The 20,756-nt window shown below is 45.2% G+C and carries 19 protein-coding genes and 2 pseudogenes; 14 read left to right on the top strand and 7 right to left on the bottom strand.

Going from position 1 to position 20,756, the window contains the following annotated elements; all coding sequences use genetic code 11:
- Positions 1-196: 196 nt before the first annotated feature.
- Positions 197-2,734 (top strand): choice-of-anchor D domain-containing protein, encoded by a 2,538-nt coding sequence (locus AC0L66_RS25445; RefSeq protein WP_473570016.1) that lies wholly within the window; start codon positions 197-199, stop codon positions 2,732-2,734.
- A 171-nt stretch (positions 2,735-2,905) separates the two neighbouring features.
- The gene (locus AC0L66_RS25440) at positions 2,906-4,906 is read left to right on the top strand and encodes a methyl-accepting chemotaxis protein (RefSeq protein ID WP_473570014.1); all 2,001 of its coding nucleotides are present in this window, start codon (positions 2,906-2,908) and stop codon (positions 4,904-4,906) included.
- A 105-nt stretch (positions 4,907-5,011) separates the two neighbouring features.
- Here the strand turns inward: AC0L66_RS25440 and AC0L66_RS25435 are convergent.
- The 3 genes and pseudogenes from AC0L66_RS25435 to AC0L66_RS25425 form a co-directional block, all read right to left on the bottom strand.
- A pseudogene (locus AC0L66_RS25435) lies at positions 5,012-5,507 on the bottom strand (RNA methyltransferase).
- Between the two features lie 134 nt (positions 5,508-5,641).
- Positions 5,642-6,109: a YjiG family protein gene (locus AC0L66_RS25430; protein WP_265674953.1), complete on the bottom strand. Its 468-nt coding sequence runs from the start codon at positions 6,107-6,109 to the stop codon at positions 5,642-5,644.
- Positions 6,109-6,849, bottom strand: a complete 741-nt coding sequence (locus AC0L66_RS25425; protein WP_473570013.1) for a nucleoside recognition domain-containing protein — start codon at positions 6,847-6,849, stop codon at positions 6,109-6,111. Before AC0L66_RS25425 ends, AC0L66_RS25430 begins: the two co-directional genes overlap by 1 nt.
- A gap of 807 nt (positions 6,850-7,656) precedes the next feature.
- On the opposite strand from AC0L66_RS25425, the gene AC0L66_RS25420 reads away from it, so the two are divergent.
- From AC0L66_RS25420 to AC0L66_RS25370, 11 genes are all read left to right on the top strand, one after another.
- Positions 7,657-8,352, top strand: coding sequence for a hypothetical protein (locus tag AC0L66_RS25420; RefSeq protein ID WP_473570011.1), 696 nt, complete (start codon positions 7,657-7,659; stop codon positions 8,350-8,352).
- Between the two features lie 23 nt (positions 8,353-8,375).
- Positions 8,376-8,615, top strand: coding sequence for a hypothetical protein (locus tag AC0L66_RS25415; RefSeq protein ID WP_473570009.1), 240 nt, complete (start codon positions 8,376-8,378; stop codon positions 8,613-8,615).
- A complete protein-coding gene (locus AC0L66_RS25410; RefSeq protein ID WP_473570007.1) occupies positions 8,602-9,135 on the top strand; it encodes a hypothetical protein in 534 nt (177 codons plus the stop codon). The genes AC0L66_RS25415 and AC0L66_RS25410 overlap by 14 nt, the downstream gene beginning before the upstream one ends.
- A complete protein-coding gene (locus AC0L66_RS25405) occupies positions 9,092-9,706 on the top strand; it encodes a hypothetical protein (protein WP_473570005.1) in 615 nt (204 codons plus the stop codon). The genes AC0L66_RS25410 and AC0L66_RS25405 overlap by 44 nt, the downstream gene beginning before the upstream one ends.
- On the top strand, positions 9,672-9,923 hold the full coding sequence (locus tag AC0L66_RS25400) for a hypothetical protein (protein ID WP_473570003.1): 252 nt from the start codon (positions 9,672-9,674) through the stop codon (positions 9,921-9,923). The genes AC0L66_RS25405 and AC0L66_RS25400 overlap by 35 nt, the downstream gene beginning before the upstream one ends.
- A gap of 100 nt (positions 9,924-10,023) precedes the next feature.
- Positions 10,024-11,937, top strand: coding sequence for a glycoside hydrolase family 17 protein (locus AC0L66_RS25395; protein ID WP_473570002.1), 1,914 nt, complete (start codon positions 10,024-10,026; stop codon positions 11,935-11,937).
- Between the two features lie 124 nt (positions 11,938-12,061).
- Positions 12,062-12,514 carry a glycoside hydrolase family 16 protein gene (locus AC0L66_RS25390; protein WP_473570000.1) on the top strand — a complete coding sequence of 151 codons (453 nt, stop codon included), beginning with the start codon at positions 12,062-12,064 and terminating at the stop codon, positions 12,512-12,514.
- Positions 12,480-13,304 (top strand): glycoside hydrolase family 16 protein, encoded by an 825-nt coding sequence (locus AC0L66_RS25385; protein WP_473569998.1) that lies wholly within the window; start codon positions 12,480-12,482, stop codon positions 13,302-13,304. Before AC0L66_RS25390 ends, AC0L66_RS25385 begins: the two co-directional genes overlap by 35 nt.
- 28 nt (positions 13,305-13,332) lie before the next feature.
- Complete coding sequence (locus AC0L66_RS25380; protein WP_473570897.1) at positions 13,333-13,383, top strand: hypothetical protein; 51 nt, start codon at positions 13,333-13,335, stop codon at positions 13,381-13,383.
- Positions 13,384-13,411: 28 nt separating this feature from the next.
- Positions 13,412-15,283: a carboxypeptidase-like regulatory domain-containing protein gene (locus tag AC0L66_RS25375; RefSeq protein WP_473569997.1), complete on the top strand. Its 1,872-nt coding sequence runs from the start codon at positions 13,412-13,414 to the stop codon at positions 15,281-15,283.
- Positions 15,280-15,534, top strand: a complete 255-nt coding sequence (locus tag AC0L66_RS25370; protein ID WP_473569996.1) for a hypothetical protein — start codon at positions 15,280-15,282, stop codon at positions 15,532-15,534. Before AC0L66_RS25375 ends, AC0L66_RS25370 begins: the two co-directional genes overlap by 4 nt.
- A 290-nt stretch (positions 15,535-15,824) precedes the next feature.
- On the opposite strand, the gene AC0L66_RS25365 is transcribed toward AC0L66_RS25370, so the two are convergent.
- The gene (locus AC0L66_RS25365; RefSeq protein ID WP_473569994.1) at positions 15,825-16,952 is read right to left on the bottom strand and encodes a ribosomal protein uL16 3-hydroxylase; all 1,128 of its coding nucleotides are present in this window, start codon (positions 16,950-16,952) and stop codon (positions 15,825-15,827) included.
- A 307-nt stretch (positions 16,953-17,259) separates the two neighbouring features.
- On the opposite strand from AC0L66_RS25365, the gene AC0L66_RS25360 reads away from it, so the two are divergent.
- Positions 17,260-18,003 (top strand): type 1 glutamine amidotransferase, encoded by a 744-nt coding sequence (locus tag AC0L66_RS25360; RefSeq protein WP_473569992.1) that lies wholly within the window; start codon positions 17,260-17,262, stop codon positions 18,001-18,003.
- Positions 18,004-18,107: 104 nt separating this feature from the next.
- Here the strand turns inward: AC0L66_RS25360 and AC0L66_RS25355 are convergent, their stop codons facing one another.
- The 3 genes and pseudogenes from AC0L66_RS25355 to norR all read right to left on the bottom strand — a co-directional run bounded on the left by AC0L66_RS25355 (position 18,108) and on the right by norR (position 20,690).
- The gene (locus tag AC0L66_RS25355; RefSeq protein WP_265674947.1) at positions 18,108-18,467 is read right to left on the bottom strand and encodes a glutaredoxin family protein; all 360 of its coding nucleotides are present in this window, start codon (positions 18,465-18,467) and stop codon (positions 18,108-18,110) included.
- Positions 18,468-18,571: 104 nt separating this feature from the next.
- Positions 18,572-18,769 carry a DOPA 4,5-dioxygenase family protein gene (locus tag AC0L66_RS25350; protein WP_473570895.1) on the bottom strand — a complete coding sequence of 66 codons (198 nt, stop codon included), beginning with the start codon at positions 18,767-18,769 and terminating at the stop codon, positions 18,572-18,574.
- A 338-nt stretch (positions 18,770-19,107) separates the two neighbouring features.
- Positions 19,108-20,690, bottom strand: a pseudogene (gene norR, locus AC0L66_RS25345) (nitric oxide reductase transcriptional regulator NorR).
- Between the last annotated feature and the right edge of the window lie 66 nt (positions 20,691-20,756).

Below are 20,756 nucleotides of genomic sequence, written 5' to 3'. Positions count from 1 at the left end.
TGGAAGACAGGAAACTCATCGCTCGTAATTTAACTGCTTTAATTAAAGTAATGCCTTTATTCCTTAGTGTCTAAGGGGAGCAGTGTGGCTGCTAAGTGGTGCCACAACTTCTAAATCACCTGAAGTGTTAGCCTTAAATGTTGTCGGTTGTCTGAGTTCTCAGGATATCAAAATTAATTTGTATATGGAGAATAGAATGAAACTTTCGTCACTTATCCCTCTAATTATTGGAGGGATATTATCTCAACCCGTTTATTCAGAGATTATTTTCTCAGATGACTTTGATTCGGGATTAGCGCAATGGGATATTTCGGGGAATGTTACAACCGCCTCAAATTACAGTTTGTCTGGGTCATCAGCGTATTTTAAAGAAACCGGTCAGCTATCAAAGACTATTGATTTATCTGGGTCGTTGGGGGTGACTGTTGAGTATTCGTTGGCATCAAGGTTATTGGAAAATAGTGATTACTGTTACGCAGAATACTCTATTAACGGAGGCGTAAACTTTGTCACCATGTCTGTTCTTGGAAATGGTCAAGATAATGGTAACTTTTACGCTCATAGTCAGTCTATTGATGACGGTAATGACCACGTAATTGTACGCTTTCGAGCGCAAACTGGCGGTGCTGACCACTGTTATGTTGAAAATGTACTGATTCAAGGTGACAGTGTTCCCATGATACTAGAACCCAATATTGTTGTGCCAGATTCTGTGTCATTTGGTTCGGTAATTATGGGTAACGGCGCGGAGCGCGTATTGTCGGTTGAGAATACGGGTCAGCAACCTCTCTCGATAACAACAATGTCAACGTTGACTGGTGACTTTGCTATTGTGACTGACACTTGCAGCAATAGTGAACTTCCACAAAGTGGTTCGTGCGACATCACGGTTTCCTATAGCCCTCAGTCAATAGGGGGACACAATGCCACGTTGTCCATACAATCTAATGACCCAGATACCCCTCAAGCAACGATTGCGCTGTTGGGCAATGGGATAGAGGAGCATGGACAAGGTTACATCGAAAATTACGATCCATTGAATGGCAGCGGTCAGTATTCTAGAACCGAATTAACGTATGAAGACCTTAACGCGGGAACAATCACACAGCGAGTGTCCACAGAAGCATTTGCGATTCCGGCACAGGCTGCGCAGCCTGCACATCATTTTGAGGGACGAATTACGTTGAATAACCCAGGTAGTGCGGGCGTAGGGCAATTTAGCGAACACAAAGATACTTATCGCTATACGTCGAATGCTGATGATCCAAGAAAGCACATCCCAGACTTTGATTATGAATTTGTTCAAACCGGTACACACCTTGTACCCGTGCAGCGTGGTCTTTTGCTTAACTCACACGCGTATTGGGAATATATTCTTGAACCGGGTCGAGTGTGGAAAGAAGAGGGGGACAATGGTAAGTCTCGCGCCTCTATTCCTTTTGCTTTGATGCAGAAAAACTCGAACTGTGTGCATAACGGTCTTATGACATTCACGTATGATGATAATACCATGAGTGATGTGGCCTATCAGATCGCTTCGGAAACGTGTCTGTACTATCAGTTCGACATGTGGGGAAGTGTCGATGCCACGTATATACCAAGTGTCATCTCAAATAGCTTGGAAATTAAGCAAGCGCATCAATCTTATGAATCAAGCAAAATTCCAAGTAAGCCCATACAAGAGTTGGCCGTTGATTTCCCATCGGCCAATATTGAGGTTGCGAATTTTGGTCATGCTTCAGAAGTGACACCTGAACATATGACATTCTTTGGTGTTTTTGCCGAAGGGGTTCACTACACCAGTGGCTGTGATACAAGGCAAGGAAGTCATCCTTATTGCGAGCGTTTAAGAGTGCCTTCGTATTCGACAGCGAAAACGACCCTTGCTGGAACGGCATCAATGCGTCTTGAATTACTTTATCCGGGCTATATGGACAGCCAGCTCACGGAGTTAATCCCACAAGCGGCTTTAGACCCAGAAGATGACTGGAATGATGTGACGCCCAATAATGCGATCGATATGGCAACAGGAAACTACCGTTTGTCATCAGGGTATTTAAGTGACGAATATTCAACCGCGAATGATACGGGCTTTTTCTTAGTATTAGATCATGCAGGAAAATTGGATTATTCCCTAAGTCGTTATCCACGAAAAGCGCAACCGGGTACCTTTTTTAACTACCATACGACAGATACCTATATCGCTACGGTCGCCGCACAAAACTTCGTAAGAAACGAGCGTGGTGCAACCGCTGATGTTTTTGCTGACATTATCGTTACCGATATTTGGAAACCACTTAATGTCGATCTTGGCACTCAGGATACCCGTAGAACCTACGATTCTGAATCGATGCCTTTCGGCGGCTATGGTTTAACTTACTTGCGTGATGATATCGTTAAGATTACAAAATTTACCAGTATCGATAGGGGATATATTAATGGTCAGCCAATGTTGGATCCTGCGGAACTAGAGATAGCAATGTTTGCTGATCCAACCTCGCCACCACTCGACGTTAGAGCGGATAGTAAATATTACAGTAATAGTATGTGGTCCAAACGAAAAGTGCTATCGGGTGGCTGTGAAGACTACGTTCCCTACATGTCTGGGTATGGAGGCATTCAGTTTGTGATGCTACCCAACGATGTTATTTATTACTATGTGAGTGATAACAATGAGTTCGTGTGGGACAAAGCGTTAGTTGAAGCGGGTAAGCTTGCTGCGTATTGTCAGTAAAGCGTAACGTTACCTGATAACAATGAGAACGGCAGCGTTCTCATTGTTTATTCTGAACACAATGAGAACGGTTAAATAACACGATTCAAGAATCATAATGAAAATGTATAGATTTTGTTATATTTGTCGATATAGTACCGAGATAATAAGGGATTTATAAAAGGATTAAGGATGAAGTTCTCGATATCGGGTAAGCTTAGAATGGGTTTTCTAGCGCTTGGTGTACTGTTTATCGTCTCTTCGCTATTGGTTTATCGAAGTGTTATTCAAGTGCAAGACCACACGCAATCTTTGCTGCAATATGATTTGCCAACGGTTGATGCAAGTCGTCAGGTGGGGCAATCCCTTCAATCGACGGTCTCTGTGCTTCGCGGGTACATGCTATTAAACGACTCAGATAATGGTAAAGAACTCGGTCAGGAAAAGGTGTTTGAGGCGTTTGACACCACCGACATTCAACTGATTAGTCTGGAGTCACTGATTTCATCGAGTCAGTATCATGACTTAGATACTGCTTGGTCGAACATTAAACTGACTGCTCAAGAAATTGTGACCCTCAGCCATACAGATGACAATCTTCCCGCTCACTCTATGTTTATCAATGAAGCCGCCCCTATTGCTGAAGTTGCATTAGATCAGCTACAAGGTCTGATTAACGATGAAGCCGGTAGAACCGAGGGAGGAGAGCGTAAACGCTTGTTTAAGCTTTATGCCGATGGCTATACGTCGTTAGCGAACGCACTTGCGGCTCTGCGAGACTACTTGCAATATGGTCAACAAGATTATTTAGATAAATACCATGACTTAATGAAATATCATCGACAAGTTGTCGACGAAATTGCCAGTAAAACGTCATTATTAAGCTCAAGCGATCAAAGTTTGTGGTCACTGTTCAACGAAATGAAGCAGCTTTACTTTCCGCTGGCAGAGCAAGTTATTCAAATTCGCCAATCGGCAGATTGGAACCGTGCAAGTTACCTGATGTCTTCTTCGCTTGTGCCTGCTGTCGACGCAATGCAAATCTCCCTTAATACCATTGTTTCTCAGCAGCAAGCCAATGCTGCGAAAACCGAAGAGAGCATAGCAACAAGTATCACTATGGTTGTTGTCATTCTTCTGAGTAGTTGTGGGGCTGCATTGTTGAGTGCTTTCGTGGTGTCGAGTGTGATGGGGCATCATATCGGCGCGCGTATCAAAACGCTAGCGAACAGAGCACAGCAAATCGCCTCAGGTGATGTATCCAATCCTGCGTTGGTGATTACAGGAAGCGATGAACTTGCAGACCTCACACGTTCAGTGAATTCGATGAACCAATCATTGGCAGATTTAGTGGGTGGCGTCACGGAGAACGCCGTGTCGGTTCAAGGCGGCATGGCGCAACTAATGCAATCAAGCCGAGATGGACTGCAGAGAATGGAGCGCCAATCTCAACATGTTGATGAAATTGGTCATTCGTTATCAGAAGTGGCTGTGGGTGCAGAGCAAACCGCACATCAAGTTCAGGCGTCGTCGTCGACGTTATTTGACTCCAAAGCGGAACTGCAAAGTGGAGAGGTGGCATTAAAGGCCAACCAAGAAAGCATGACATTGTTAGCAGAAGCGATTGAAACCACGGCAGCACTTGTCGAGACACTTCGTCAAGAGAGCCAAGCAATCAGTAAAGTGACAGATGTTATAGAAGGGCTGGCTGAGCAGACTAATTTACTGGCACTCAATGCGGCAATTGAAGCTGCGAGAGCGGGAGAGCAAGGACGAGGCTTTGCAGTGGTTGCTGATGAAGTACGCATGCTTGCCAGTCGCACAACAGAATCGACCAGCGAGATTAATAGCATCATTCAGGCTATTCAGTCATCCACCGGTAAAGTGGTTGAACAAATAGGCATTGGAACCACCATTGCTGGAGAGGCCGTCGCGCATACGAATAAAGCAGCCTCGCGAATCAAATCGACGGCGGAACAAGTGGAGAACGTCAACGATCAAATGAGTACGTTGGCGGCAACGGCTGAGCAACAAGCCTCTGCGACACAGTCTATTTCAACATTGGTTAATGAAATCAACGAAGCACTAAAAATGGTCGCGCAACAATCTCGCGATGCCAATAGCGTTACAGATGAAGTGACTGCGCGAGTAGAACAGCTTAGCGGACAAGTGGCGCAGTTTAAGTGTCGTTAGCCTTTGCCGTTCATTACGTGATGAAACAAACTAGCCCGCTTTGATTTACGGCTAGTTTGTTTCATGCCAGGTAAGGCCGCTATAAATATAAAGCCAGTTGAGCAGTTAGACTTTGAGGTGATTATTTTTGTCTCGGCTGCTTTTGATGAGTTCATCGTGATTAATCTCTTGCGCTGATTTCGCCAATCGGTCGTAGAGTAGAACATTGGTTGTTGCCGCAAGGTTCATGCAGCCAATCGTTGGTACATAAACGACTTCATCAGCTTGCTTCACGATTTTCTTTGGAATGGAGTTGTCTTCCGGACCAAAGATATGAGATCGCTTTTTCAGGGTGGACGAAGTCGGGTAATGGCGTTGCCCCTACCACGAGCTCGACACAAACAATTTTCATGTCTTCAGGCAAGGAGCCGAGTAGATCTTCGGTTCCGACAAGAGGAATCGTTTTGTTTATGTTTTGAGTATCAGTTTGAAACTTTGCGGCTTTATCGAAGCGCTCGCCACTATAACGAACCTCCGACGCTTGATAGCAACCCGCAGCGCGCATTACCGCACCGACGTTGGTTGGACTTTTTGGGTTAACGAGACCAATAATCACAGACATATCATTTGCCACAACAGAATTCCTCTATTTAATTAGGTAGGGGAGTATACCTACAAATTGAGTCTTGATAAGTCTTACTCAAAAAAAAACGGCCTCGAAAGGCCGTTCTATACGAAGTTTATGCCTACTAAGGGCTAAACTAGGATGTTCATTAGGAACATGGCGCCAAAAGCATTCAGTACAGAGATGGCAATCATCACTGGAATATAGCGGCCTTCAGTGCCTATAGGGCCCATGATACGACCCATATATTGAATCTGTGAGCCCATTAGGTAAATGGCAGGCGCTAGAATAGCAATGTGCGTACCATTAAGAATACCTTGGTCAAATAACGTGATGACCACGCCAACCGCGCCACCCATCGACATCCATGCGCCTATTAGTACAGCAGCCGATTCACCAGGTAAACCAAAGACCGCCATGATTGGCGAAAATAGCACGCCCATAGCGCCAAGTGCGCCAGTGATTTGCAGTGCTTTGATGATAACAAACGCCATCAACACATTAGGGACCGTTGAAGTTGTTGCGATGACCCAGCCCTTCTTTGCGCCTTCTACAAAGATGTCCGTTACCATTGGCTTTTTAGCTTTTACTTCACTCATTATGCCATCTCCTGCTTCGTTGCTGTGTCGTTGTCATTTTGGTTTTTGTCTTCCTTGCCTTCTGTAATGTTGAGGTAAAGGCGGAATAGGTTTGCACCAACAAACTTAAATAGGAACATTACGGCGACCGCGAGTCCTATCGATGATGTTACGGCTAGAGAGCCATCCATCATAGTCAGGGTAAACAATACAGCGCCAGAAGAGAAAAAGTTAACAATGGCGGCGCCTGCTGTGAATTGGAACATGGTAAACACGTCGGTTTCACGTTTGGTCAGGTGGCCTTCATCTTTAAGTTGACGAGTCATCGCCGCACCAGCATCCGTACTTTGTAACGACGCAATGAGCGCTAGCCCTGAGTTACCAGGAATACCCATTAAAGGGCGAAGAAGCGGAGAAAGTAGCTTACGAGCAGCGTCTAGTGCACCGTAATGCTCTAACACGTTGATCATACCTAAGGCAAACATCACTGTTGGAATAAGCGTTAATGCGAAAATAAAGCCATCGCGGGCGCCGCTTCCGCCAACACCACGGAAGGTGGTTTTAGCCGCTTCAACGACACCATCGGAGGTTTCGCTAACAGAATGGGCCACTTGACCAAACGAGCCATTAAGCGTCGTAAAGTCGAAAACACCATACCATTCGTTGGATTGTAATAAACCAGAAAAGAAAACGATGGCAAACGCAAGAGCCAAGTAACTTCCTATGGTGACTTTACGTTCTGGAGCAGTTGGATCAGACATGATAAATCCTTGTAATTAGAACAGGATGCATATTGTGGCGTGACATTGATTGGTGAAGAATGATCGCCGTCAATGTATTGATTAATTTTGTATGTGTAAAAAATAGTTGTTGTTTGTTTGTAATTTATTGGATGTTTTAGTGTTTTATTCTGGTGTTGAATAAGAGTGAAAAATGAGAAAATTACGTGAAATGTAATGAATAGACGATATTTTATTATAGGTCACTGGAAGGATAGGTAGGCAGTCATACCGCGATGTAACTTTTGCAAATGGTGAACTTTCCGTATCATTTTTTAAAACTCTATATCAGAAGCTTACCTACAATAACCGACCACATTTAGCTTTTTTATTAGGAAAGCGCTTGCTATTCTCCTTTTGTATTAAGCGGTGTGATTTGGTTCTCAATTCAGTGTTGTTTTTTGCTTTTGCTCACGAAACTATAATGACAATGCCCAACATTAGAGCGTCAAAGCACACTTTTTGTTCAAGATAGAGGATTTTCAAATAACCATTAGCTAGAATGAAAATCAAACTAGCAAGACAATAAAGCAAATATTTAAGAAACCGCTTTCTTTTGTGCATTGATGAAAGGTTAACCTTTTGGCTTTGTTTTTTACTTTTGTAAGGGGTTTGTTTGGCTTTATCGCCTTAAAGTAGTGCTTTATACCTTGGCGATTATCATTTTGCTATTTATCACACGATGTTCACGTAAGGCTGATTGTAGCTATTAATGAAAGCGCTTTCTTTTTAGGTTGTGCATCAAAACCACTCTATACATGAAGTTATTGACTACCAAGGAAATGTAGGATGAGAACAAAAAGCAAGAAGTTTAAGTTGGCAAATGTCGTTTTGGTTACAGCGTTATCAGCAGCGATGGTCGGTTGTGGTGATGATAGCTTGGCGGTAAATGAAACCCCTCAAACGCCAGATGTGCCGGAAGTTCCAGAAACTGGAAGTGATTTCGTTGTGTTTAAAGATTCGTTGAATAGTTATTGGCCGACATGGGACTGTTGTGGCGGGACAACGCCGAGTAATCCCGAAGAACTGAATGCTTACGGAACGGTAACCGAGTTTCGCGTAGGGGATACGCCAGCTGTTTTGGGCTTTGTACGCGATGTTGCTCGTGGTCCATTAGATGCGAGTGCCTATGAACTTGAAGGGACGTTAGAGTTTGACATAAAACTGATGGTCAGCCCAGGTGAGACAACGTGGAGTGTGAAGTTAGAAAGTAATGGTGGACCAGAAAATGGCAACCAGGGTGAAGCGGTAGAAGTCGCGCTTACTACGCCAACAGACAGCTGGCAGCATGTAACCGTTACACTCGCTGATCTTGCTAATAGCGGTTTAGATCTGTCTAGCATTGACAACATCCTTATATTCCCCAAATGGGGAGAAGGAGCGGGGGCTGTGTATCGTGTCGATAATGTTGAGTTTACCTCTGATGGTAATTCGTCGACCCCAACTGAACCAGAGCCAGAGCCGAATCCAGACGCTGATGCCTAGGTGATAAATTAGATATCACTAGCGTGGAAGATTTTGGTGGGACCGCGACGGTGTTAAATGCAACTAACCCAATTTATACCGACATTGCACCAACAAGCGCTAGTAATGTGGTAATTAAAACAGATAAGCCTGCATCTGCTGAGGATTGGGCGGGTACGACATTGGGCGACACTACTCAGCTGGCCCTTTCTGCCGAGCGCAGCAAAGTATCAGTGTGGGTTTATTCTCCGGAATCTAGTGTGCCTGGTTTTGCTGAAAGTTGAAAACCAAGCCGACGACAGTCAATTTGCGGAGGTGTTGGTTTATACAACGGTTGCGCAGTCTTGGGAAAAGCTGACGTTTGACTTCACCGACTTAAATAGTGGTTCGATTGATGACAGTTATACCTTTGACAAAAAATCAATCTTCTTTGATTTTCTCGTAGACGCAGCGGAAGACAAAGTTTTCTATTGGGACGACGTGACGTTTGTTGAGGCCGATGATGAAGTGACGCCACCCGTAGAGCCGCCTGTGGAACCGCCTGTCGATGAAAAGACACCTGCTTTTACCATTTATTCTGATTTAGCCAACCCTAAATGGGCGGCGTGGGACTGCTGTGGTGGCACAACCCCTTCTATTGTTGAGGATGGCGAATACGGTAACGTCACGAAATTTGAAGTAGTGGGTGCGACCGTACTTGGGTTCACGACTCGAAGCGATGCTCAAGATGCTGGCCATACCGCAGTGGATGGTGTGCCTTATGACGCAAGCGCGCTTGCAGAGACCAAGCACATTAGAACTTGACCTTAAACTTGTGACTCCGCCAACGGATGGCGCCGCTGCTTGGAAGTTAAAAATTGAAAGTGTAGAAGGCGTACCCCTTGAGGTTGATTTACCGAGTGCACCGACGTCTGATTGGCAGCACTTTAGCTTCAACTTGGCAGATTTCGCCAAACAAGGCGTGAATCTAAGTGCCATAGACTTGGTGATGGTATTTCCAGCATGGGGAACAGGCAATGGTGCTGTCTTCCATATCGATAACGTCAATTTCTTTGCTACTGGCGCCACACAAGAGCCAGATGTGCCAGTCGTGCCGGACGGGCCGACTGACGGTGTAGGGGATATCGGTGATACTGGTTTAGTTGTGAATGGTGGGTTTGAGCTGGGTAGTTTTGAGGGCTGGGCAGTGGAAGGCGCGCACATGGCTGTTGAACAAGATACTCGGTGGAACGTATTTGGCCAAGTTAGTGGCCCCAGAGGCGCAAAACCCATTCATCAAGCAAACTCGAATTGGCGAAGGTGTGATCACGGCGGGTCAAAGTTTAACGGTATCTTTCGATTTGAAGGGCTCGGCGAGCGATGGAGGGGTTGTTAATGCATTACTGTTCTCTGAAGGATCGGCAGGGGTTTCTAAGACAGACCCGTTACTCTCTATTATGCCTACCGATGATTGGGTAAGTCATAGCTTCGATGTGACTACTGGATCGGATGTTGAATGGGGCGTGTCTATGCTACTACAGCCAGTGTGTGGCGCGGTTGCAGGATGCGAAGTGACGGCATATTTCGATAACGTTTCTATTACTGCGAATTAATACTGCCCAAAGGTCTCTGGAATTAACGTTCTAGAGGCCTTTTTAATTGATGAAATGAACCTCGATAGAAATAAAAACAAAAGTGTGCAAGGAAGAAGCAATGAAAAAATGCAGTTTAAAAGCAGCAATGCTAGTAGGTTTAACGCTTGCGATGTCGGGATGTGGCGATGAGAAACTCACCGCCACGCCCTCAACACCTGACGGAGGAGGCTCTGGCTCGACAGAGTTAACCCCTCAACCTATTCCGCTTATTCAGCCTACCGCCGCAAACGGCGATGCTTTATTGGGTAACCCGGATTATCTTGCTATATCTTATGGAGCATGGCGCACCACGGTTCGTGAGTCAGGTGTCAATGTACCGACTGTCGACCAACAGAAAGAAGACATGAAAATTTTAGCCGCAATGGGAATAAAAGTGCTGCGAACGTATAACACGCAAGGCTTTATTGGGTTAGATGGAAAAAGCAATACAGAAAATCTCCTACAAGCGATTAGTGAGTTGAAAGCTGAAGATAGCAGTTTTGAAATGTATGTGATGTTAGGGGTTTGGATTGAAGCGCTAAATTCCTGGACAGATCAACAAGTCATTCATGACCAAGAAAGCCCTAAAAATGCGCTGGAAATGGCAAAAGCGAAAGAGCTCGCGTTAGCCTATCCGGAAATTGTCAAAGTGATTGCCGTGGGTAATGAAGCGATGGTCAATTGGGCTGAATACCATGTGGTGCCAAAAATTATTTTGGATCATGTGACGGATTTACAAAGCTGGAAATTTGATGATCAAAGTACCTCTCGTATCTGGGTTACCTCTTCGGACAACTATGCGGTGTGGGCGGGTACGGACCCAAGCGGTAATACCGGTGACCAAGCGAGTCTAAAGGCCTTAATCGAAACCGTTGATTATGTCTCTATGCACTCTTATGCTCACCACGATACCTACTATGATCCAACATTCTCTGAACAATGGAAAGTCCCAGAAAGTCTTCAGAGTTCAACGCTGAAAGAGCAAATTAACGCGTCAATGGATAAAGCGTTTGACCGTACTGTCGACCAGTTTGCCCAAGTGCAAACCTTTGTGAATAACATTGATGCAAGCTTGCCTATTCACATAGGAGAAACGGGCTGGTCTTCCGTGTCTTCAGAAATGTTTGGCGCGGGTGGAACACAAGCCGCGGATGAGTATAAACAGAAAATCTTCTATGACGATATGCGTGACTTTACTAATGAATTTGGTGCGTCTCTGTTCTATTTCCAAGCCTTTGATGAGCCGTGGAAAGGTGACGCGAACAATCCCACCCATTCGGAAAAACACTTTGGATTGATTGATATTGATGGCAACGTCAAGTATTTGGCATGGGATAAGGTTGATACGCTTAATGATCTCGGGTTGACCCGTGGCGACGTGTCTTCTTTTAGCGCCAGTTTTGGTGGGGATGAACTGACGTTGATGGATTCGGTGCTGCCTCCTCCATATGCGCCAGTGACGGCGCCACCACAAGATGGCGAATTTAGAGTATTAGGAAGCGTTCTTTATGACGGTGCTATTGCCTATGGTTGGGATAATCCTGCCACGGCATGGGCTGGGGTGGATGCTGACACTGGTGTATTGACTATCGCGGCTAACCCGGCAACGGCGAAAGATTGGGGGTGGGGCGCTGGTGTTGGCATTAACAACCAAACCAGTAACTTAACGCAGTCAACGAAAATGACGTTTGAGATCCGTGGCGTTGACGGAGGAGAAAGTGTCTTGGCTCGATTCGGATTTGATTTGGGTTACCAAACGAAGGCTTCTGGTGGGTCGAATCACTGGGTAAGATTTAACGCTGGACAGGGTTACACGCTGACAACGGACTGGGTCAAATATACGATTGACCTTAGCGACTTCTCTAATGCAGCCAGCGCCGATCTTAGCGTTGTTAACTCTCCATTTACTATTGGAGATGTCTATTCAGAATCTGGTGGTAGTGCACCGACTCGTAGCGATATAGAAATCAGAAATATCTCTTGGCTAGAGTAGCGTAAGCGATTCTTTCATGCGCTGAAGGGCGCTTTCAAATGGGCGATAGCTGAATCCTTGGTTATCGCCGCTATCCAATATTGTTCATTTCCATGAGGGCGATTTGCCATCGTGCGAGTGAACTTTGTCTGAAGAAATTGAGGCGATGATGTTGTACAGAATGATATTACTGGCGGGAATAATGATGGGGGTCGCTCAGCCTGCTTACGCTGGGTGGGAGGTTCAATGGATTGACCGATTCGATGGAAGTGGGGTGGATTGGAGCGCATGGACACCACAAACCAAAGCCAACTATAACAACGAGGTGCAATGCTATACCTCCGATGATTATTCTGATTTGCGAAATTACGAAGTATCAGACGGTACGCTGAAGATCATTTCACACAAGAAAACACATAATTGCATGACGCTTGGTGGGCAGCAACGGACGTGGACTTCTGGTCGCATCAATACCAAAGATAAGCAGGAGTTTTTATACGGCCGTGTGGAAGCTCGAATTCGATTCCACAATCTAGAAGCAGGGACATGGCTAAGCTTTCTGGATGCTAGAAAATCGTATTTTCGAACAACCGATTAAAGGTGATGGCGATAGTGTGAACTGGCCTTTGCCCGGTGCGGGAGAAATTGATGTGTGGGAGTGGTTTGCCAATCAACCAGACGTTTATATTACCAATTTCTACAATGCGAATGGTTGTGGCCATGAAGTTCGGTACCCTTACCCAAATGGGCGTCTACAAGTCAAAGAATGGCACCAATATGCGATGGAGTGGACACATGACGATATTCGTTTCTTTGTGAACGATACCTTAGTTGCCGCTCACGATGTCAGTCAGTGCCCGCAATATAAGGAACCCATGTTTGTGTTACTCAACCTGGCAATGGGTGGCAACCTAGGTGGAAATATCGACCCTGATTTAAGTACCGCCAAGTTGGAAATCGATTACGTTGCTCATTGCCAAAAGAGTGAAACCAGTAGCGCTGAATATTGTAATGAGCAAACACCTGTCTCGGATAATACATCGCCAGACCCTTCCCTTCCGGATGTTTATTTGACGATGCAACAAGATGGTAAAGTAACGTCTCTTGTTGACCCAGAAAACGGCATCGTGACGTTAATTGCAAACCTTGAGTTAGCGGATGGTACAGAAGAAGACTATTCCCTCATTTGGCAGTCTCAAGCACTTCCTAGCCCTGAAACTCGTTATAACACGCTCGTTTTTGATCCATCTTCAATGAACGATGGGACTTACCGTGTCGAAGTGGCGCTTCGCCACAACTCTAATTCAGCCTTGTCTGCCCAAGATGACATTGAATTCCAAGTGATGACCGCTGGAGATATTGAGCTAAGCGCCTCATGGTTCGTCTGACTCATCGGGCGGAAGCAGCGGTTTATTCATTCTATTAAGCCTATTTGGATGTGCCTTACTAAGGCAGCGTCGTCGTTAATTTAAATGTAATTAGAAGGAACTTGAATATGATGTGGAAAAAATTAGGCGCGATGCTGTTATGCACAACATTGTTCGGTTGTGGCGGTGGAGGTGATGGAACGGAGAGCGGCCCAAGTGGGTCAACGCCACCGCAAGAAGAAGCAACACAGCGATTAACTTTACAATTAACCGACGCTAACAGTCAGTCACCGATCAACGGTGTGTCACTGATGATTTCAGGCAAATCAAGGACGACTAACGCTCAAGGCTCGGCCTATTATGATTTAGAGTCAGGTACTTACATCGTATTAGCGACAAAGTCGGGGTATGTCTCTGAACAAAAATCAGTCCAACTTGGAGAGAATGACCAGACGGTTTCAATAGCACTAGAACAAGATGTTGATGAGCCTGCACCAGAAGAAATGTATGTGTTCCACTCAGAACACGATGACTCCTATTATATGGAGTTTTGGGGGGATGATTGGGGTTCGGGGGCGACAATGTCTAACCAAGTCGTTGATGAAAACTTTAGTAAAGTACTCGAATTAAGTAGTGGGACTAACTGGGGCAAAGGCGCGGGTATTGCTTGGGGAAATGAGCAAGCAAACAGCATTGATGCCTCGATGTATAATTACGCACGTTTTAACTTAAAATCCAATGGATTTGAGAAGGTTGAAGTCCATGTTCAAGGCTTCAATATTCCTAATTTTAGCATTACTCTACTTACCAGCTCTGGCACGGCATTGGTGGATGGTTGGAGACAGTTTGAGGTGGCAATACCCGCTACGACTCAACTTCGTTGGTTTGCTTTAACCTTTCCGAGTGAGGTAGAGGCATCAGTGTTAATCAGTGATATTTCTTTGATAAATAAAACCGTACAAAAGAGTGAACCATCGGTCTCTGCGCCAATCCCGACTGTTTCTGATGCCGATGTTTTTTCAATTTATAGCGACAGCCTAAATGAAGACAAGTTTGTCTCACTCTGGAATGAGAACTGGTGGAATGCGCCATTTTATTCTGAAGAAAGCATGAATGGTGACCATTACGCACGTTATGAAATTGTAGGAGAAGGCTCCCAAGGTGGCGTGACAGGTATCCAATTTGGCATTGAATACGGCAGCGTTGATGTATCACATCATGATACGTGGAATGTTGATCTCTATATAGAATCAGGCATTAGCAAGGTGGTGCTGCAATTAGTCTCGACGGATGGCTCGGCAACATACGCACTGGATAATCCTCAGACTGGTCAATGGTTGTCGCTTGCGATTCCATTTTCAGATATGACGCTTAACGGCAATGCAGCGTTGAACACGGCACAATTGCAGATGGCTGGTATTCAACTATGGGGAGCAGAAACAAAAGCAATCTTTGTTGATAACTTTTACTTTTCAGGTACATCCAATCAATATGATATCAATGTGTTGGTGAAGGATGAGCAAGGGCTTCCTTTAGCGAGTGCTGACGTGTTGGTCGGCGTTAGCGGTGAGTTTGATGAACCCTATACAGTAAAAACCAGTGATAGCGGCATCGCAGTTCTGACGTTAACGCAAGGTACTCAAAAAATTAAAGCGTTGGCGGATGGGTACGGTATTACACAAGTACTAACTGCCATTGGCAGTGTGAATGACCTGACGCTTTCGCTTAATCCGTTGGCATCGCAGCCTAGCATGGCGGCCCCTGTGCCAACAGTTGCCAATGAAGATGTCATTGCGCTATTTAGTGATTCACTGTCTAGCCCGCACTACGTTACTTATTGGTCAGATGCGTGGTGGAACCCGCCTGTGCACTCAATGATCTCAATTTTGGGTAATCAAACGTCGAAATTCCAAATTACGCCAGATGGTGTGGCGGGCGGAACAACAGGTATTCAGTACGGTGTTGAACCTGAGCCAGCCCAGTTGACGCATCGCAAATGACAGGACTACGGTTTGATTTTTATGCGACTGCTGGAGTGACGCAAGCGCAGTTCCAATTACTGTCTGAAAGTGGTCCACTGTTGCTTATGATGGAAAACCTCACCACGGAAGAATGGATATCGGTTGAACTATCATTTGATGCATTAGGCGCGACCAGTCAATATGACAAAACTAATATGACGCAATTAGGTATGGCGTTATGGGGAACGACTAGCGATAGTGTCTATCTTGATAATCTCTACTTTTATTGATAGAGCGTCGAATAGAGACTTAAATAAAAAAGAGCGCCTAGCGCTCTTTTTTTCGGGCAAATATTATTAAACCACTTAAACCACTTAAACCACTTAAACGACGCTCGCCCCGTCGGCTATCCCGACGGGCTTAGCATCGTTATCGCTATCCAATGGCGCATCATTTATCGCTGACGACTCAAGTGTTCTCACATACCAGTAGCATACTGATTGCTGCGGTATTGAAGCTCAGCTACGTTGGACGCTGCCTTGCGCAGTATAATCTTGGCCTTGAAGTCCGATAATCACACTTACTCGGCGTACCAATACCCCTTATTCACCAGTTCGGTGAGCAAAGACACAGCGCTAGTGCAAGGCGCTGGAAGCTGAATTGTTGTATTGTGGCATAACGCCATAATGAGAGGTGCTAGCTCTTCTGGCACCTTAAGCATTTCGCCATTTACATAGAGCATAGAAGGCTCATCTTCATGGTGTAGTGCGCGCAATCCAGCGACTTTCGTTAGCTCACCTGAATCGCTCAAGTGTTGCGCCATTTCTTCTTGTGTCCATTTTGGCTCAGGTGCAATGATGTTTAAATGATGACGAGATTGACTCAGCATTGTCGCCATAAAATCTTTCACTGCCAGTGGGTCATTGAGTTTCGACGTTAGCATTTCGGTTAGTGACGCTAGATCACCAGCAGTAATGGCACCGTGGTTATCTTGTGTACTCAGCTCGGGCTTGTGCATGTGCACATCGCCGTAGTCATTCGCTAGGATGTAGTCAGCAAAATTACTAATCAGTTCTTGTTCTTTTGGTGAACGGAATCCAACGGAGTAGCTCATTGACGGCTCGAGTGCGTAGCCATCGTGAGGAAAGCCCGGTGGAATATAAAGAATGTCGCCTGGCTCCAAGATTTGGTCGATTTCAGCGTCAAAGGATTCAATCTGACGCAGTGCTTCATGACGGCAGGTTTCTGTATACTGGCCGATGTCCTTGGCACCTACACGCCAATGGCGCTTACCCATACCTTGGATGATGAACACATCATACTGATCAATATGAGGACCAACGCCCCCGTCTTTGACCGAGTAGCTAATCATTAAATCGTCGAATAGCCACTGTGGCATCGCTTTGAAAGGCGTAACGAGTTGCGCAGCACCTTCATGCCAGTGATTGGCGGCTTGGACGATGAACGACCAATTACTTTGCCCTAAAGACGCAAATTTATCTTCATTGAACGGGCCATGTTCAGCCTGCCATTCATCATTGAGGTTAGACACAAATCGAGAGTCGACTTCCTCTTCCATGGTCAATCCGGCAAGCTCTTCTGGCGAAAGTGGATCTTGAAAGTGAGCAAAGCCACCTTTAATTATGGTGGGTTTCTTCTGCCAGTAAGTGGAAAGAAATTCTTGGAGCGAGAAAGTTAATTGGTACATGGTTTGAGTTCTACTCTAATGAAATCTGAGCGCATTCTAGCAAGAACTGGCCAAGAGTCATAAAGGCGTTGACACCTTTTATTGGATTATTGCAGTTTAAACGCAATGACAATATTTTTTAACGCTGCTGCCATCTCCCATGGCATTGATAGAAATCACTTCTATACTCAAAAGATAGGGCAGAGTACGTGGTGAAGATATTGAAAAATAGAGGAATTCTACCAGTAGATTGATGTGGGGCTGTCTGAGCGTCTTAGAGACAACGTGAAGAGATAGTATTACGGTAGGCAACAAGAAAAGGTGGCAAATGAAAATAGGGATTTTAACGTGTGGCTACGTCGATCAGGCGCTTTCGAGTGAACACGGGCAATATTTCGATATGATCAAGGCATCGTTAACTGAGGTAAACCATGCGTTTGAATTTGTAAACTTCAATGTGCTGGATGGGGAATTACCCAGCCTTGACGAGTATCATGGCTTTATTGTCAGTGGCAGTGTGCATAACGCTTATGATGATCTACCGTGGATACACAATCTGATGGATTGGATTCGGGCGTGTGAAGCCAGACGTAAGCCGTTAGTGGGGATTTGTTTCGGTCATCAAGTGATTGCGCGAGCGTTAGGGGGAACGGTAGAACAGTCACCCAAAGGCTGGGGGTTAGGTAGCTACGAAGTGTTTGTCACTGCCCAAAAGAAATGGATGAATTTGTTTATGGACACCATTCGCTTGCTAGTGAGCCACCAAGATCAAGTCACGATTGTTCCGAAAGGGGTTCGAGTGATTGCTAGCAATGAATTTTGCCCCAACTTCATGTTAGTCAAAGACAATCATGTTTTAACAGTGCAAGGGCATCCAGAGTTTAGTACTGAGTTCACAACCAAAGTACTGGAACAACGCAAAAAGCTTGTTACGCCCCACCATTATAAAGATGCCTTTAAACAAATTGATAAGCCCCAAGACTCTGTGCTTATTCTGCATTGGATAGACGCGTTCTTTGTACTAGGAAGTCAAAAGCGTCAAGCGGATCCCCTTGATGAAATGACGACGTAATGATTGTTGTGGCGAGTTGGAAAAGACTAGAGTTATTAATGGCCGGATGACGTTAAAAAACGATTCAGAAATTAATAACTCTATGTACAAATTCTCAGGGGAAGTTACGCGAATTCTTTTTGCAGGTAGGTGACGATATCTGATGATTCGTACATCCACTCAACTTGTCCATCTTTTTCAATTTTCAGGCAAGGCACTTTAACACGACCACCGCCTTCTAGCAGTTGCTCGCGTGCAATGCTGTCATTTTTAGCGTCTTTGAGCTCAATATTGACAGACTGGCGCTTCATTTCACGGCGAACTTTGACACAAAAAGGACAAGCTTCAAATTGATAAAGCGATAGTGCTTTAGCTTTTTCGTTGGCTTGTTGCTGAGCTTCGCTCGAACGTTTTACACCACGTGGGGTAAACACAAAATTGAGCACCAAAATAATTTTTCCAAGAACAATACGAATGACTTTCATAACGACCTTTGTTGAGCGGTTTTTATTGTGAGGCGATATTAACATTTTATTTACGCTTCAGACATCTCTTTACTGTAACGCTTATGATTCTTGATGCCTTGAAGCTAGAAGGCGTCAAAATTCAAGGCCACGGCATCACCCAACCAATAAGCAAAGGTCGTATGATCTTTGATATCGTCCCCTGTGTCAGCATGAATAAGTACGCTTAACCCTTCTCTGTGTTCATCTAACCAAGGGACCAATAGGTCGAATGATTGATTACTGAATAAAATTTGGCAACTCCACTTAGTGTGGGGACCCACGGTTTTTTGGTGAACTCGTCCGATTTCTAGACCGAATTTTTCACCTAAGCAGCGTGGCACAGTTTAGAAGCAAAAGGCAGGGTGTCTTTATCGAAATAGACGTGAGCGTGGTAGATTTTATGGTTATTAACGGGTCTTGGTGGCGTGTTTAAATGCATGTTGCGGTTTGTCCATTGTATTTGCCCAACTTAGGGCGATATCAGAGTGGTTAAAGGGAAATGACTCGTTCGTATAAAAGACGACTTAGTACAGAACCCTTTTTTAGCGTGTGCGGTTTACTGTATTGTTATGAGCGACAGTATTGCTATGAGCGACTGTACTGCTATGAGCGACTGAATCTATAAGCGACTAATTTGAGGGTTTTTAGAGACAGTAATGCCGAGTCGCTTCGCTAGCCGTATTAAGTTCGCGCGGTCAGTTTTAAGTACTCGGCTGGCTTGAGCCCAGTTGTAATCGGCTTGAATGAGCGCGTCTGAAATGACTTTTCTCTGGAACTCTTCTGTTGCTTCTCGTAAGCCACTGTTGGTGTTGATACTGATAGGAGACTGAGTATGACTTGTGGTGACAGTGGGCGTTGCTTCATCGTCAAATTGTCCGCAGTCTTCAATACTCACTGATATCACTTTCTTATCAAACATACGCGCCTTTGCCTTAAGCGTTGCACGATTGATGACGTGCTCGAGTTCACGTACATTGCCAGGCCAATTGTAGCGATTGAGATATGCACTCACATTTGGGCTCAGTTTTAATTGCGAAATGCCCAGCTTACGCCGCGCTTGTTCCAGGAAAAAGCCTGTCAGTAACTCAATGTCGCCGTTACGTTCTCGAAGGGGGGAACGGAAATAGGGTACACTGTTAAGCGATGATATAAGTCGGCCCGAAATTTTCCTTGTTCCACTTCCTCTTTTAACTCCCGATTAGTCGCAGCCAGTATACGCACATTTATTTTTTGAATTTCATCTCGACCAACAGGCTGAATTTCATTGTTCTGTAATGCGCGCAGTAATTTACTTTGCGCTGCGAGTGGAAGCTCGCCAATTTCATCAAGAAAAAGGGTGCCGCCGTCAGCGAGCGCAAATTTGCCCTTACGATTTTGGTCTGCACCAGTAAAGGCACCTTTGACATGACCAAATAATTCACTTTCGATGAGATTTTCTGGGATCGCAGCGCAGTTGACGTACACCAACGGGTTTTGTCTGCGTGTCGATTGATGATGAAGAGTACGAGCGACAAGCTCTTTACCGACGCCAGTTTCACCATGGATGAGAATATTAAAATCTGATGGGGCGACTATTTCAATATCAGACTTCATGGCTTGCATGGGCGCGCTGTTGCCAATCATTTCCCCGCCGTCTCTTTCCCAGGCTTCTACGTTGAGCTCTTCAAGTAGCTGCTTGGATTGTTTGGCTTGGTACTCTAGCTGAGAAAAGGTCATCGCCATTTTTAGTGTCGAGGCAGCGATGGCGGATAAAACATCAAGGCTTCGTTGAGGGATATCGTCAAATGCGTTCGTCGATAAGCTGTCTAAGGTTAGTGCACCTAACATTTTATCACCGAAGATCAGCGGGAGCCCCATGCAAGAGTGCATCGGTAAATCGCCATGGTGGTCAATAAGCAAGCCATCAAAAGGGTCGGGTAGGTCACTGTCTGCATCAAAAATAACTGGCGTCGTTGAGGCGCAAATTTGTGAGAACCTTGGGTGCTCGGCAATGACAAATCGTCTTCCCATCGTGTCGCGAGACAATCCTTGCATCGCAAGGGGGACCAAGGTGTCACCTTGTTGAGAAAGCAGGGCGACTGAATCGCAGTGAATGGTTTTACGGATAGTGTTAAGCAGAGTATCAAATCGCTGTTGGTCATTGCTACTACTGGCAAGTCCTATCGTCAACTCGACCAGATTGGATGGAGAGAAATCTTGCATGGAAACCGTCACCTAAAGAGAGTGTTAATTGCATTATAGTGTCTAATTGACTTATGTTAAAGAGGT

The organism is Vibrio sp. GJ43-1 (assembly GCF_055808835.1).
This window is presented reverse-complemented; position numbering and strand designations above follow the sequence as displayed.